Origin of the sequence: Bacillus sp. FSL R5-0659 (assembly GCF_038008785.1) — a bacterium.
In the GTDB taxonomy this organism is placed as follows: domain Bacteria; phylum Bacillota; class Bacilli; order Bacillales; family Bacillaceae; genus Bacillus; species Bacillus safensis.
The window spans coordinates 2,879,243-2,893,393 of the sequence record NZ_JBBOZU010000001.1; the positions used below are offsets into that span (position 1 = coordinate 2,879,243).

Below are 14,151 nucleotides of genomic sequence, written 5' to 3' on the forward strand. Positions count from 1 at the left end.
GCCATCCTTATACGATATATTTCTCTGCTTCAAAGATTCGTTTTGCCACTTCACGCTTTTTGGCGATGACATTGATTGGAGTAAATCTTGTCAGCTTGCGAAGGGCTGACAGGCTCATGCGGAGTGAATCTCCTTCCTCCATCGCAATCAAGGATTCTTTTGCATGGGCTTCAATCTTTAAGAAAGCCTCCTGCGTGAAAATTTGTGTGTAAGCCAGCTTTTGAGCGTTCTTTTCTGCGCCTGATGCAGCGATTGCCTTTTCCGTACGCAGAATTGCTGATTCAGCAGCAAAAATTTCATTGACGATATCGGCTATGTTCACAAGAATTTCTTGCTCTTTGTCTAAGGATTTCCCGTATTTCATGGCTGCCATACCAGCTACCATTAAGGCGACCTTTTTCGCATGGACGAGCAAATATTTTTCTTGATCGAGCGGCTGATCGCCTGGCTCTTCCGGCATCATCATCATCAGCTCTTCCTGTAAGGTCTGCGCTTTTTGAAGCAGCGGAAGCTCTCCTTTCATCGCTTTCTTCAAGAATGTACCTGGTACAAGCAAACGGTTGATTTCGTTTGTCCCTTCAAAGATCCGGTTAATTCGTGAGTCGCGATAGGCTCTTTCGACCTCGTATTCTTGCATGAATCCATATCCGCCGTGAATCTGCACGCCTTCATCCACAATATAATCTAACGTTTCAGAGCCAAGGACTTTACAGAGAGAGCATTCAATCGCATATTCCGCAATGGATTGAGCAATTTGTTTGCCGTCTTTTTGCTCTTCGTCACTTAATAGACCCATCCGCTGTTCAAATAATCCAACCGTGCGGTAAACAGCACTTTCCATCGCATAGAGCTTTGCTGACATATTGGCTGCTTTTTCACCAATTAAGCTGAATTGAGAAATTGGTGTTTTGAACTGCTTACGCTGGTTCGCATATTCGGCCGACAATTGAATGACGCGCTTTGATGCACCGATTGTGCCGACTGCAAGCTTATAGCGTCCGATATTTAAAATGTTAAAGGCAATCACATGTCCTCTGCCGGCTTCACCAAGCAAATTCTCCTTCGGTACTTGGGCATCTTCAAGAATTAATGTTCTTGTCGATGACCCTTTAATGCCCATCTTTTTCTCTTCAGGTCCCGTTTTGACACCTGGAAAATCCTTTTCGACAATAAAAGCAGAGAAGTGTTCACCATCAATCTTCGCATACACAACAAAGACATCGGCAAATGCGGAGTTTGTGATCCACTGCTTTTCTCCATTGAGGACATAATGGGTACCTGCTTCATTCAGAACCGCAGTTGTTTTTGCTCCAAGAGCGTCAGAGCCTGATCCTGGCTCAGTGAGTGCGTACGCCGCAATGGTTTCACCAGAGGCGAGTCCTGGCAGGTACGTTTCCTTTTGCGCTTGATTTCCGAAGAGCACGATCGGCAGAGAACCAATACCGACATGAGCGCCATAGGAAAGTGAGAAGCTGCCTGCTCTAGCGAATTTTTCAGTAATGATAGCTGAACTGATTTTATCCAATCCAAGCCCGCCGAATTCTTCAGGTACATCGGCTCCTAAAAGTCCAAGCTCACCAGCCTTTTTGAGAAGCCTGACCGAATGCTCGAACTCATGATTTTCAATTTGATCTATATGCGGAACCACATCTTGTAAAATATAATCCTCTGTGGTCTTTCCAATCATTTGATGTTCATCAGAGAAATCCTCCGGTGTAAAGATATGCTCATAATTCGTCTCATCAATTAAAAAGCTTCCACCCTTTTTTACATCTTCCAATGCTTTCATCCTGATTTCCCCCTTTAGATCAATTCAAAAATTCCTGCTGCTCCCATGCCCCCGCCGATACACATTGTGACAATACCAAATTGCTCGTTTCGCCGTTTCATTTCATGAATAAGTGACAGCGTTAGTTTTGTTCCTGTACAGCCGAGCGGATGTCCGAGCGCAATTGCCCCGCCGTTGACATTCACTTTTTCTTCATCAATTCCTAAATGGCGAATGACTTGAATTGCCTGAGAGGCAAACGCTTCGTTTAATTCAAACAGTCCAATATCCTTCAGCTCAAGTCCAGCAATCTTCAGCGCACGCGGTATGGCTTCAACCGGACCGATCCCCATCACCTCAGGCGGTACACCGCCAACAGCAAATGCTCTGAATTTAGCGAGCGGCTGAAGAGAAAGTGATGATGCTTTCTCGCGGTCCATCATCATCACACACGCAGCCCCGTCACTTGTTTGAGACGAGTTCCCTGCGGTCACCGTGCCTTTTGTCGAAAAGGCTGGACGCAAAGTGGAAAGAATCTCTTCCGTTGTGCCTGCTCTCACACCTTCATCCTGTGAGAACGTGAATTGATGCTCTTCTAATTGATATTGCTCTCCTACCCGTCGCTCTGTTACATCAACGGGCACAATTTCATCAGAAAACTTCCCTTCTTGAAGTGCCTTTGCTGCCTTTTGATGACTCCTCACCGCAAAGGCGTCCTGATCTTGACGTGTGACCTGATACTTTTGCGCCACTTGCTCTGCCGTGTGCCCCATGCTCATGTAGTATTCAGGTGCTTGCTCTGCCAAGAGAGCATTCGGACGAATGGAATGCCCCATCATCGGCACCTGCGACATCGATTCGACTCCTCCGGCTAAAATCGTGTCTGCCTGACCGAGCATAATTCGTTCACCCGCATAAGCGATAGACTGAAGACCTGACGAGCAGTAACGGTTTATGGTGATGGCAGGTACCGTATAAGGCAGTCCCGCTAGTGCTCCAATATTTCGGGCTACATTTAACCCCTGCTCTGCTTCTGGCGTTGCACAGCCGATGATCAAATCATCTATTTGACCGTCGTATTCACCGGCACGCTTTAACGTTTCTTTTACACATAATGCGCCCATATCATCAGGCCGGACATGTTTTAACGATCCCTTTTTCGCCTTCCCTACTGGTGTTCTTGCGCCAGCGACAATGACTGCTTCTCTCATTTTGACTCCCCCTTAGTTACGTAAAGGTTTTCCTTTGACGAGCATGTGCTGCATACGTGCCTGTGATTTCACTTCTCCTACAAGACTTAAAAAGGCTTCTCTTTCAAGCTCTAATAAGTATTGCTCTTCTACCTCTGTTCCAAATGGCAGTTTCCCGCCGGAAATGACATGAGCTAATTTTTTTACGATGGTCATGTCATGCTCTGAAATGTATCCTGACAGTCTCATATTTTCAGCAGCCAAAATCATCGCTGCATAGCCTGTTTCTCCCATGACCGGCACCTTTTGCTTGAGCGGCGCACGATAACCGGCTTCATCAAGAGAGAGCACCAGTTGTTTTGCATCATAGATCAGGTGATCCCCGTTCATACTAATCCGGTCGCTCACGCGGAGCATGTTCATATCCCGCGCTTCCTCAGCTGAAGTTGACACTTTTGCCATTGCAATTGTTTCAAATGTTTTTAGCGTGGCATCCTGTATAGCCGTCTGCGACGGCTTCGCTGATCCTTGCAGGTGACGAAGATATAATTCTTTATTTCCACCGCCCCCTGGAATCAGTCCAACTCCCGCTTCCACAAGTCCCATGTAAGTTTCGCTGGACGCCTGTATAGCCGCTGCCGGCAGACAAACCTCCGTACCGCCTCCTAATGTCATCCCAAACGGTGCGGCTACAACTGGGCGGTCGCTATATTTCACCTTCATCATCGCCTGCTGGAAGCGCCTGATCACAAAGTCAATTTCAAAGAAATTGTCGTCCTGTGCTTCCATTAAAATCAGGGCAAGGTTGGCGCCAACACAGAAGTTCTTCCCTTGGTTTCCGATGATAAGCCCTTTGTAATTCTTTTCCGTCTCATCAACAGCGCGATTGATCATATCAATGACATCTAGTCCAATGGCATTGCTTTTAGAGTGAAATTCGAGCAAGGCGACATCATCACCAATATCAATCAGGCTCGCACCAGAATTTTTGAAGATGACGTCCTGTTTCTTTTTCAATCTAGCTAAAGAAATATGTTTGTCGTTCCCTTTTTCCTGTACGTAAGCCCCATCCTGATAAAACGCACGCTCTCCATCAGCATTCTCTTGATAGAATGTGTCGTGTCCTTTTGACAGCATGTCTTGCACCCATGCTGGGATGCTGTGGCCTTCTGCTTCCATGCGCTCGGCGGCTTTTTTGACGCCTATTGCATCCCACAGCTCAAATGGGCCGTGCTGCCAGCCGAATCCCCATTTCATTGCGTTATCGATGGACTGAATATCATCCGCAATTTCGCCTTTTAGATGCGCTGAATAAAGAAGTACGGGCGCTGTCATATTCCAAAGCAATTGCCCTGCACGGCCATCTTGATAAATAAGCGCTTTCAACTTTGCTTTTGTACCCTTTTGCTGTTTCGCCATCTCAATGCCTGGATCTTTAAGCTTTGTGCGCTCTCCATATGTGAGCGTCACTGGATCAAGCTCTAAAATGACCTTGCCATTTTTTTGATAAAATCCTTGTCCTGCCTTGCTGCCAATCCATCCTTTTTCGAGCATTCTTTCAATAAACTCAGGCAGCTGGAAAATCTCTTTTTCCTTTCCTTCTACCTGTTCATAGACGTTTCGTGCCACATGAGAAAATGTGTCAAGCCCCACTACATCAAGTGTACGGAAGGTCGCACTTTTCGGTCTTCCAATGAGAGGTCCTGTGACAGAATCCACTTCTCCAATGGTGTATTTGTTCTCAAGCATTTCACGCACTGTGACAAGAAGCCCATACGTGCCAATGCGGTTTGCAATAAAGTTCGGTGTGTCTTTAGCTTCAACCACACCTTTGCCGAGTACATCCTCGCCAAACGTTTTCATAAATGACAGTACTTCTGGATCTGTTTCTTGAATAGGAATGATTTCTAAGAGCTTTAAATAACGAGCTGGGTTAAAAAAATGTGTGCCTAAAAAGTGGCGTTTAAAATCATCTGATCGGCCTTCTGCCATTTTTTCAACCGAAATACCAGATGTATTGCTCGAAACGATGCTTCCTTCTTTGCGGTGTTCGTCGATGAGAGAGAATACGTGTTGTTTGATGCTGAGCTTTTCAGTGACGACTTCAATGATCCAGTCAGCATCGTGTAATAAGGAAAGGTGGTCTGTGAGATTTCCCGGTGTGATGTATGATAGGTTTTTTGCTGAAGTAAGAGGTGCTGGCTTTTGCTTTAACAATTTTTTCATCGCTTCTTGACTTAATCGATTCCGAACACTAGGGTGATCAAGCGTTCGCTTTTTCGCCGTTTCTTCTTTTGTCAGTTCATTTGGCACAATATCTAGCAGTGTTACTGGTATCCCGATATTGGCTAGATGCGCAGCAATGCCTGAGCCCATGACACCTGAACCAATGACAGCCGCCTTGCGAATATGTTTGCCCATAAATATCCCCCTAAACATTTTGAATGAACAGTCATTCATTTTTTGTCCAAAAAAAAGCAATGCCTCTTTCTTTATCTTAAAAGATTTTCCGAAACAGTTCAATAGCGGATTTCAAAAATTTACACATTCTCATGTGCCTTATTTTGCGGTGTATGAATTAAAGATCAAAGGGAATTGTAAGAATGGAGGTGATGTCCACATGTCTCGTTTGAAGAAAAACCCATCGAAAGCTGGCGTAAGCGCTGCAAGTGTAAAAGGAAACGCAGGTCCATCACAGGAAGCAGACCTAGGCGGGAAAAAAACCAGTCAAAATCAGCAATATAAAAAGAATCAGTAAGGAAACAAAATCGTAAGGAGGAACACATGTTGAACAATCAGCCAATGAATATGCCCCCAGAAGTCATTTCAGTGAAGGATTCCTTGTACTTAGAGGATATGCTCAACTGGAACTTGATCGCCATGAAAAAGGCTCATTTTATGGCCGAGCATTGCCAGGATCAAACATTGAAACAAGAATTAAATCAAGTTGGCCAAATGCATCATCAGCATTACACACAAATTCTTCAGCATTTAGGCAGCTCAGGGCAAGGCCAGTCTACTGGCTTTATGCAATAGGAGGAAAAAACATGGAACAGCAAAACCAACAAAAAATCGGGAATCCACAAACCCCGGTTCCCACAACTACAAACATGAACGATCGTGATTTCGTTACAGATCTCTTGTCTACTGAAAAATACATGACAAGTGGATACAACACAGCGCTCAATGAATTCAGTCATGAATCTCTTTACCAGGATATTCAGCGAATTGCGCTGGAAACACAGAAAACACAAAGACATTTATATGATGTCATGTTCCGATATGGCTGGTATTCTGTTGAAGCGGCTGATCAGCAAAAGCTCCAGCAGACACACCAGAAATTCCAGCAAACACTGACAGATCAATCTCCGTACGGATCATCACAAATGTCATAAGAAAAAAACTGCCAGTCTGATGCTGGCAGTTTTTTAACGGTCTTTATTGGCGCGATGAGCTTCGTTCAACTGTTTGATTCGTTGAATCGTGTGTTTGATTTCTTCTTTTGCTTCCGGATACGTTTCATTGAAATGCTTTGCTAGCGGCGGCATGCTTTTGGCAATATGAGAGTAGATCACCCATTGTTTCACATCTTGTTTCAGCTCGTCTGTTGATTCACCGAGCAGCAGCTCTGTATATTTATCAAGCAAGCCTTCCAGCTTTTCTTCTAATTCTTTTCCCATTGACATTCCGCTCCTTTTTCAGAAAAAAGCCTGACTCTGTGAGACACAGATGTCAGGCTTTTGACATACGATTATCTTGCAGCAAGAAATGTTTCAGCTTGCGCTTGCTGCACAATACAGCGTCCTCTACCGTGCGGAATACATAATGGTGTTCCAAATAGAGGATCTGTTGTCACTTGGCAATTCATATCAAAGACATTTTTCACGAGATCACAATTAATCACTGTTTCTGGTCTGCCTTCTGCATAAATTGACTTGTCTTTAATCGCGACAAGATGATGAGCATATCTGCATGCGAGATTGAGATCATGAAGAACCATCACAATCGTGCGCTGCTCTTTCTCATTTAAATCAAACAGAAGGTCCAAAATTTCGATTTGATGCGTCATGTCTAAATATGTCGTCGGCTCATCTAACAAAATAATATCGGTCTCTTGGGCCAGCGTCATCGCAATCCATGCACGCTGCCTTTGTCCACCTGATAATGAATCAACGGTCCGATCAGCAAGATCTTCCATCTTTGTTGACTTCAATGCGCGATTCACTGCTTCTTCATCTTGCTTCGACCACTGCTTCAGCCAATTTTGATAAGGATATCTGCCTTGCTTCACTAACTGATGCACAGTTAATCCTTCTGGCGCTTCTGGTCCTTGTGGAAGAATAGCGAGCTGTTTCGCTACTTCTTTTGTTGGTAATTTTGCAATGGAATGACCTTCAAGCAGGACAGAACCACCCATTGGCTTCATGAGACGGGCCAAAGAGCGAAGTAGCGTGGATTTACCGCATCCATTACTGCCAATAAATACTGTGATTTCACCCTTAGGGATTGATACATTTAGTTCATCGATGATCATTGTTTCTCCGTAGCCTAAGCTTAAACCTTCAGTAGAAATGGCACTCATTCCGCTCAAACGCTCCTTTTCTCATCCAAATTTTTATATGAAATATCGTCTATGTACAGACGTAAAAGATCACTTATCTCAATTTAGTGTATCAGATTTAAGTGATCTTGAAAATCATTTTCAATTAAAAAATGAGAAAGTCTCGTTTATTTCTTCCTTTGGAATGTACGTTTGGTCCCATCCTCGAGCTTCAGATCGATCTGAATCCGCTGATAATCATCATCTAAATTAAAAGCAGCTAATAGTTCATTTACATACGCTTCATTGATCTTTGCACTAGGAATCGACATATCATTCAGCTTCATCTTCATCTCACGCAAGGCTTCTTCCCCTTCATAGCGGACCCCATTCATATGATCACGAATGATTGCCTCCTCTTTGCCTCTTGCCTGACGGTAGGTCGCTTCGTATAATTCGTTTTTCTGTCCATATTGTACATGCAGATGCAGATGCTGAAATGGCAGTTCCTTCATTTGAACAGCTGACAGACTTTCTGCCTCTGCTTCATGTGTTTGTTGTAATGGTTCAATTGATTGACAGCCGGACAGCATAAAGAGCAGCACTCCTATTTGTCCCGCCTTCTTCCAACACATCATGTGTTTCCTCCTATTTCATAGCATCGCTTTTTATTCTTCTCCAGGCTCCTTTTTGTTATTCAATAAAACATCTCACTATGATAAATTTAAACAAAAAGGAGAACCGGATGATGAAAAAAACAGCCATTGTAACTGGTGCCAATAGCGGCTTTGGCAAGCTCATCACGATGCATCTCGCCAAGCAGGGCTATACAGTGATTGCCGGCGTCAGACAGGAAACCAATGCAAAAAAGCTCGCTGAAGAAATCGAGCAAGCCTCTTTATCCGGCATGATACATATTGAAGCGTTAGATGTGACGGATACGCAGTCGATCCAAGCATTTCAGAAGAAACTTCATGCCTATGCACCTATTACCCTGCTTGTGAACAATGCGGGAACAGCCTTTGCTGGTTTTGCGGAGGAGGTTCCTGTTGACACGTACCGCCAGCAATTTGAAGTGAATGTCTTCGGTGTGATGGAAATGACCCAAGCAGTGCTGCCGTTTATGGCGAGCGGCGCAAAGATTTTCAATATGAGCAGTATCAGCGGATTAATGGGAATGCCTGCACTTTCTCCATATGTATCCTCTAAGTTTGCGTTGGAAGGCTATACAGAAAGCCTACGGATTGAACTAGCTTCGTTCGGTATCCAGGCGGCCTTAATTGAGCCGGGCTCTTTCCAAACAAATATTTGGAATACCTCCATGAACGAGCAAATGATTCAGCCAGCAGAGGGATCGAAATACATAAAACTCTATCAAAAGATGATGGCCCATATTGATACCCAGAAATCCAACTATGGAGATCCTCATGAAGTGGCAGCGCTTGTTGTTCGATTAGCAGAGAAGAAGCGGCTGAAACGGCTAAGATATCTTGTTGGAAAAGGCGTACGACTTTCATTCACAGCAAAACAGCTTCTGCCGTGGAACATGTGGGAACACCTCATACTGCGTACACTCTCTTCAAAAAAATAAGCACAAAAAAACAGGTGGATATGTTGACATCCACCTGTTTTTTTCATTTATTCGCTCTCTGACTGCCCAAGGGTAATATCTAGATTTTTGTTCTTTCCTTCACGGATGACAGTCATTGTGGTTTTATCGCCGACTTTTGTTTCTTTGTAAAGAATTTCTTTCAGCTGAGAGCTGTTCACTACATCTTTCCCTTTGAACTTGATGATGACATCTCCAGATTTCAAGCCTGCTTTTTGAGCAGGTGAACCTTTTGAAACATCCTTTACGTAAATGCCTTTGCCGATTTGTTTATCAAATAAGCCGAGCGTATTTTCCTGATACGTCTCAGGCACTTGCTCAAGGTCAATCATTTGTACGCCAAGGTATGGACGTTCAACTTTTCCATTTTTCAACAGCTCATCTACAATCGGTTTGACATCGTTACTTGGGATGGCAAATCCGAGTGATTCCACACCGCTTTCGCTGATTTTCAAGCTGTTAATACCAATGACTTGACCATCTGTATTGATCAGTGGCCCCCCACTGTTTCCTGGGTTAATGGCTGCATCTGTTTGCAGCACATTCATCTCCACTGTACCAGATGACGTATTTGCTTCAACAGTACGATCAAGACCACTAATGATTCCTTCTGTCACAGTACCTGAGAACTGTGCACCGAGCGGGTTCCCAATGGCGATTACTTTATCTCCAGCACGCAGCTTAGAAGAATCACCAAAGCTCGCCACTTTATCAATGCCGTCAGCATTGATTTCAACAACGGCTAAATCTGTCATGACATCACTGCCGACAAGCTTTGCATCTTTTGTTTTACCATCGTATAGTGTGACCTTTAATTTATTGGCACCTTCGACAACGTGGTTATTTGTAATAATGTACGCTTTTTTACCATCTTTTTTGAAAATGACACCAGAACCTGTTCCAGCTTCAGCTTCTGTTTGATCACCGCTCAGGCCAAATGAATTTTGTGTAGATTGATAGTTTGAGACCCCTACAATGGTGGGCTCTAAATCTTCTACCATATCAGCAACATTTGTCGCATTGGTGATTTGTTTTGTCGAGAAATTATCTGAGGCTGCCGGCTCACTTGATGCGGTTTGCGTTTGCGTGTTGGCAGCTGTATCCTGTGACTGCGGCAAAAGCGGTGTAATGCCAAGTACAAGACCCCCGCCAATAATTCCTCCAAGAATCGGGCTGAGCCATGCCGCCTTCCGCTTTTTCTCCTTTTTTGACGCACGGTCATCCACCATTTGAGGAGAATGATTTGTCACACTCTCCTGCGCGGCAGATGCTTCGTTTTCATGCTGGTGTAAAACGAGTTCCTTCTCTTTTTCTGGTGCGTCTATTTGTTTCTCATTCTCTTGATGGGTATCTTCTTGATGGTTCATTTCATTGTCTTGATTCGTGTTTTCTGGATGATTCATCTTATTCTCTTCATCTTCTCTTCGGAAATCCATCGCTTGCACTCCTTTACATCATGTTTCATTTCATATGTCTAGATAGGACTCATGTCCTCTTAATGGAAAGATCATTGAAAAATACTTTATGGCAATATGTCAAATTATATAATACTTATTCATAGAAAAAAAGCAAGGTGCGCACATTGATGAAAAGCACCTATTCATCCGCCTTTTGTCTATGCCCTTTTTTCCCTTGACCTTATCATAATCAAACATTATGGGATAATGATGAGAAGAATATGTGAAATTGTGAAAAAAGCGTGTGATTGTTGACATGCCGCCTTTGTATCCCGTTATAATGACGTTGAGAGGATGTGGAAGACTTTGTCGTACACCATTTATTTAGTTGAAGATGAACAAAACTTAAATGAACTGTTAACCAAATATTTAGAGAGTGAGGATTGGAATGTCTCCTCTTTTTTAACCGGAGAAGCGGCACGCGAGGCAATGAACAAGCCGCCGCATCTATGGATTTTAGATATCATGCTGCCTGATACAGACGGCTACACCCTCATTAAAGAAATCAAAGCCGCATCACCTGACGTACCGGTCATTTTCATTTCAGCACGTGATGCCGATATCGACCGTGTCCTCGGTTTAGAGCTGGGAAGCAGTGATTATATTGCGAAGCCGTTTCTTCCGCGTGAGCTGATCATTCGGGTACAAAAGCTGCTGGAGCTTGTGTATAAAAACAGTGATACCCCGCAGCAGCAAAGTGTCACAACCGTTTCTTCTTATGTCATTCATGAGGATGTAAGAGAGGTGTATGAAGAGGGTCAGCTCATTAACTTAACTTCTAAGGAATTTGACTTGCTGCTTTTATTTACACATCACCAAGGACATGCTTTTTCTCGTGAAGATATCCTCGTCAAAATTTGGGGACACGATTACTTCGGGACAGATCGTGTAGTCGATGACCTTGTTAGACGGCTGCGCAAAAAAATGCCCGACTTAAAGGTCGAGACCATCTATGGATTCGGTTATAGGATGCTGAAAGGATGAAGAACAAACCGCTCGCTTTTCAAATTTGGGTTGTGATCTCTGGCATTTTGCTCGCCATTTCCATTGTCCTGATCATTCTATTTTCTAATACATTACGTGACTTCTTCACAAATGAAATTTATAAAAATATTGAAAATGAACAGCAAGTGCTGACAGAATATCCATTAAACCGAGACGGCTCGCCAAAGTCGACACCGGAAAACCGCTCCGTGCAGCACATTTTGATTCCGTCAAATGAATTAGATCAAATGGCGCAGTTTTTTCCGCATGCCTTTATTGAGAAAATCCAATCGTTTGTGAAAAAACAAAAAAGCGCAACGAAACGGTATTCTGAAGAGGTGAACGGCCAGCATATCTTTTTTGTCATCAAAAAGGTATCATCAGGCAATACACCATATATTCTTCTATCCTATGCACCAGATTCTTATCGAGACGACCTGTCCTTTACGCTGTTTAAACAGCTGATCTTTATCTTAGGCACCGTTATTTTACTAAGTTGGATTCCATCGATTTGGCTTGCCCGCTATTTATCCCGACCAATCGTTGCGTTTGAAAAGCACGTCAAACGGATTGCACAAGAGGACTGGGACGATCCTGTCATCGTTGACCGGCAAGATGAAATTGGCAAGCTTGGTCATACCATTGAAGAAATGAGACAAAAACTCATTCAAAAGGATGAAACAGAACGGACACTTTTGCAGAATATTTCACATGACTTAAAAACACCTGTCATGGTCATCCGCGGCTACACGCAGTCCATTAAAGATGGTATTTTTCCTAAGGGAGATCTTGAACAAACGGTGGAAGTCATTGAAGGTGAAGCGGAAAAGCTTGAGAAGAAAATCAAGGATCTGCTGTACTTAACAAAGCTTGATTATTTATCAAAACAACATCCCGCACATTCTTCCTTCCTAATCAGTAATACGATGCTAGAAGTGGTCGACCGAATACGCTGGTCGAAAAATGAATTGCAGTGGAACGTGGACTTAGATGATGAGGCTGCTCTTGAAGGCGATCCAGAACAATGGAGCAAATTATTTGAGAATGTACTAGAAAATCAACTTCGCTACGCAAAAAGTAAGATTGATATTCAGATGAAACAGGAAGAGGATCAAATCCGCATTGTTATTCGAAATGACGGTCCTCCAATTGAAGAACATATGCTGTCCAACCTATACGAACCTTTTAGTAAGGGAAAAAAGGGCGAATTCGGTATTGGATTAAGCATTGTCAAAAGAATCCTTTCAATGCATCAAGCGTCCATATCTATTGAAAATGATGATCTAGGTGTACGTTATACAATCATAGTTCCAAAGAAGAGACTGTAGGTTTTTGACCGCAGTCTTTTTTAGATGAATGAATACCCATTGAAATCACGGTATGTGGCTTTGATCTTTTTGCCAGCTTGATACATCCATTTCTTTTCAATTGTTGTCTCTTTCGGCATTTTGACTTTTTCTACTTGAATCCCTTTTGTTCGCAAGCGTCTAATCATATCATCAATTTCTCTCATGGAACATCATCCTTTCACATATTTTGACCAGTTGGTCACCTTACTTTATAATATAAAGAATTACACTGTAAAAAACAAGTTACAATCTGATTAATTTTTGAAAACTTTCGTCGTTTATGACCGATAAGTCATATCTCTTTGCGCACGTTTCCTAAGACATTTGTCTCTCGGTAAGAAAGGATGACATTCATATTGAAAAAGAAAGAAAAAATGATCATTGAGGCTGGCATGAAATTATTTGCCAGCAAAGGCTACAACACAACGTCTGTTCAGGAAATTGCGGATGAATGCCACATGTCAAAGGGTGCTTTTTATCTTTATTTTAAATCAAAGGAAGCATTGCTCATTTCGATCCTTCATTACTATTACGATAAGGTATTTACCCGGATTCATGAGGTTCAAACAGAGGGCGGCACACCAAAAGAAGCCTACCGAAAACAGCTCACTGTCTATTACGATAATATTTTGCAGCAAAAGGATTTTATTAAAATGCAGCTGAGCGACAGGGCGCTTCCACTGAATGAAGAAACGCAGCAGCTCGCAAAACAAATTAGGCTTGCGACCATCCAGCTTCACATTGATAACATTAAACAAGTATATGGAGATGCTGCAATTCCTTATATGGCTGATTTATGTTTGACGATTGAGGGCATGAGCCACGTTTATTTCGAGCTGGCGATTTTATATGATTTTCAGCTGGAAGCAGAAGAACTTGCCACAACCATGATTCATCGTATCGATGATTTGATGGGCGGTATGATGAAGCGAAATGACCTTCCTCTCATTTCTGTAGATCAAGCGAGCGATTGGTTTGGCCCGATTTATGAACGGTCATTCGATCCGCTCACAGAATCTCTTTTAAAGGAATTAAGAGAGATTGCTGAATCACAATATGAAGTGAAGAACGAACCTGAATTATTTGAAGCGCTTGGCATACTAGAAAATGAATTAAACAAACAAAAACCAAGACAAGTCATCGTGAAAGGCATGCTGTACCAATTAAAATTATACGCACCGCTTCAAACCAACTCTGAGTCACTTTTGCGTATTTTGAAAGAGGATCATTTGTAAACACATCACTTTTAATGAA

At 42.9% G+C, this 14,151-nt stretch carries 15 protein-coding genes; 7 read left to right on the plus strand and 8 right to left on the minus strand.

Annotated elements, in window-relative coordinates; all coding sequences use genetic code 11:
* Window positions 1-7 precede the first annotated feature (7 nt).
* Genes NSQ72_RS14910 through NSQ72_RS14920 form a run of 3 tightly spaced genes read right to left on the minus strand, consistent with a single transcriptional unit; the run spans window position 8 to window position 5,379 of the window.
* Complete coding sequence (locus tag NSQ72_RS14910) at window positions 8-1,789, minus strand: acyl-CoA dehydrogenase family protein (RefSeq protein ID WP_341084427.1); 1,782 nt, start codon at window positions 1,787-1,789, stop codon at window positions 8-10.
* Between the two features lie 14 nt (window positions 1,790-1,803).
* Window positions 1,804-2,979 (minus strand): acetyl-CoA C-acetyltransferase, encoded by a 1,176-nt coding sequence (locus NSQ72_RS14915; protein WP_024426007.1) that lies wholly within the window; start codon window positions 2,977-2,979, stop codon window positions 1,804-1,806.
* A gap of 12 nt (window positions 2,980-2,991) precedes the next feature.
* Window positions 2,992-5,379 (minus strand): 3-hydroxyacyl-CoA dehydrogenase NAD-binding domain-containing protein, encoded by a 2,388-nt coding sequence (locus tag NSQ72_RS14920; protein WP_341084429.1) that lies wholly within the window; start codon window positions 5,377-5,379, stop codon window positions 2,992-2,994.
* A gap of 199 nt (window positions 5,380-5,578) precedes the next feature.
* Here NSQ72_RS14920 and NSQ72_RS14925 point away from each other — a divergent pair, with 199 nt between their 5' ends.
* Genes NSQ72_RS14925 through NSQ72_RS14935 form a run of 3 tightly spaced genes read left to right on the plus strand, consistent with a single transcriptional unit; the run spans window position 5,579 to window position 6,353 of the window.
* Window positions 5,579-5,716: a YuzL family protein gene (locus NSQ72_RS14925; RefSeq protein ID WP_003212904.1), complete on the plus strand. Its 138-nt coding sequence runs from the start codon at window positions 5,579-5,581 to the stop codon at window positions 5,714-5,716.
* A 26-nt stretch (window positions 5,717-5,742) separates the two neighbouring features.
* Complete coding sequence (locus tag NSQ72_RS14930) at window positions 5,743-5,994, plus strand: hypothetical protein (protein ID WP_047202428.1); 252 nt, start codon at window positions 5,743-5,745, stop codon at window positions 5,992-5,994.
* 11 nt (window positions 5,995-6,005) lie between these two features.
* The gene (locus tag NSQ72_RS14935; protein ID WP_039181293.1) at window positions 6,006-6,353 is read left to right on the plus strand and encodes a spore coat protein; all 348 of its coding nucleotides are present in this window, start codon (window positions 6,006-6,008) and stop codon (window positions 6,351-6,353) included.
* A gap of 33 nt (window positions 6,354-6,386) precedes the next feature.
* Here the strand turns inward: NSQ72_RS14935 and NSQ72_RS14940 are convergent, their stop codons facing one another.
* The 3 genes from NSQ72_RS14940 to NSQ72_RS14950 all read right to left on the minus strand — a co-directional run bounded on the left by NSQ72_RS14940 (window position 6,387) and on the right by NSQ72_RS14950 (window position 8,133).
* On the minus strand, window positions 6,387-6,638 hold the full coding sequence (locus tag NSQ72_RS14940) for a DUF2573 family protein (RefSeq protein WP_058838132.1): 252 nt from the start codon (window positions 6,636-6,638) through the stop codon (window positions 6,387-6,389).
* Between the two features lie 71 nt (window positions 6,639-6,709).
* The gene (locus NSQ72_RS14945; protein WP_008347057.1) at window positions 6,710-7,540 is read right to left on the minus strand and encodes an ABC transporter ATP-binding protein; all 831 of its coding nucleotides are present in this window, start codon (window positions 7,538-7,540) and stop codon (window positions 6,710-6,712) included.
* A 146-nt stretch (window positions 7,541-7,686) separates the two neighbouring features.
* Entirely contained in the window at window positions 7,687-8,133 is a 447-nt protein-coding gene (locus NSQ72_RS14950) for a YusW family protein (RefSeq protein ID WP_180272447.1), read from the minus strand.
* Window positions 8,134-8,246: 113 nt separating this feature from the next.
* On the opposite strand from NSQ72_RS14950, the gene NSQ72_RS14955 reads away from it, so the two are divergent.
* Entirely contained in the window at window positions 8,247-9,089 is an 843-nt protein-coding gene (locus tag NSQ72_RS14955) for an oxidoreductase (RefSeq protein WP_341085038.1), read from the plus strand.
* A gap of 47 nt (window positions 9,090-9,136) precedes the next feature.
* On the opposite strand, the gene NSQ72_RS14960 is transcribed toward NSQ72_RS14955, so the two are convergent.
* A complete protein-coding gene (locus NSQ72_RS14960; protein WP_151284744.1) occupies window positions 9,137-10,543 on the minus strand; it encodes a S1C family serine protease in 1,407 nt (468 codons plus the stop codon).
* A 327-nt stretch (window positions 10,544-10,870) separates the two neighbouring features.
* Between NSQ72_RS14960 and NSQ72_RS14965 the strand changes: the two genes are divergently transcribed.
* Both NSQ72_RS14965 and NSQ72_RS14970 read left to right on the plus strand, forming a co-directional pair.
* A complete protein-coding gene (locus NSQ72_RS14965; RefSeq protein WP_075611893.1) occupies window positions 10,871-11,548 on the plus strand; it encodes a response regulator transcription factor in 678 nt (225 codons plus the stop codon).
* Window positions 11,545-12,876 carry a HAMP domain-containing sensor histidine kinase gene (locus NSQ72_RS14970; RefSeq protein ID WP_341084433.1) on the plus strand — a complete coding sequence of 444 codons (1,332 nt, stop codon included), beginning with the start codon at window positions 11,545-11,547 and terminating at the stop codon, window positions 12,874-12,876. The genes NSQ72_RS14965 and NSQ72_RS14970 overlap by 4 nt, the downstream gene beginning before the upstream one ends.
* 20 nt (window positions 12,877-12,896) lie before the next feature.
* Here the strand turns inward: NSQ72_RS14970 and spxO are convergent, their stop codons facing one another.
* The gene (gene spxO, locus NSQ72_RS14975; protein WP_003212782.1) at window positions 12,897-13,061 is read right to left on the minus strand and encodes an anti-adapter protein SpxO; all 165 of its coding nucleotides are present in this window, start codon (window positions 13,059-13,061) and stop codon (window positions 12,897-12,899) included.
* A 192-nt stretch (window positions 13,062-13,253) separates the two neighbouring features.
* Here spxO and NSQ72_RS14980 point away from each other — a divergent pair, with 192 nt between their 5' ends.
* Window positions 13,254-14,132 carry a TetR/AcrR family transcriptional regulator gene (locus NSQ72_RS14980; RefSeq protein WP_039181310.1) on the plus strand — a complete coding sequence of 293 codons (879 nt, stop codon included), beginning with the start codon at window positions 13,254-13,256 and terminating at the stop codon, window positions 14,130-14,132.
* Window positions 14,133-14,151: the final 19 nt, after the last annotated feature.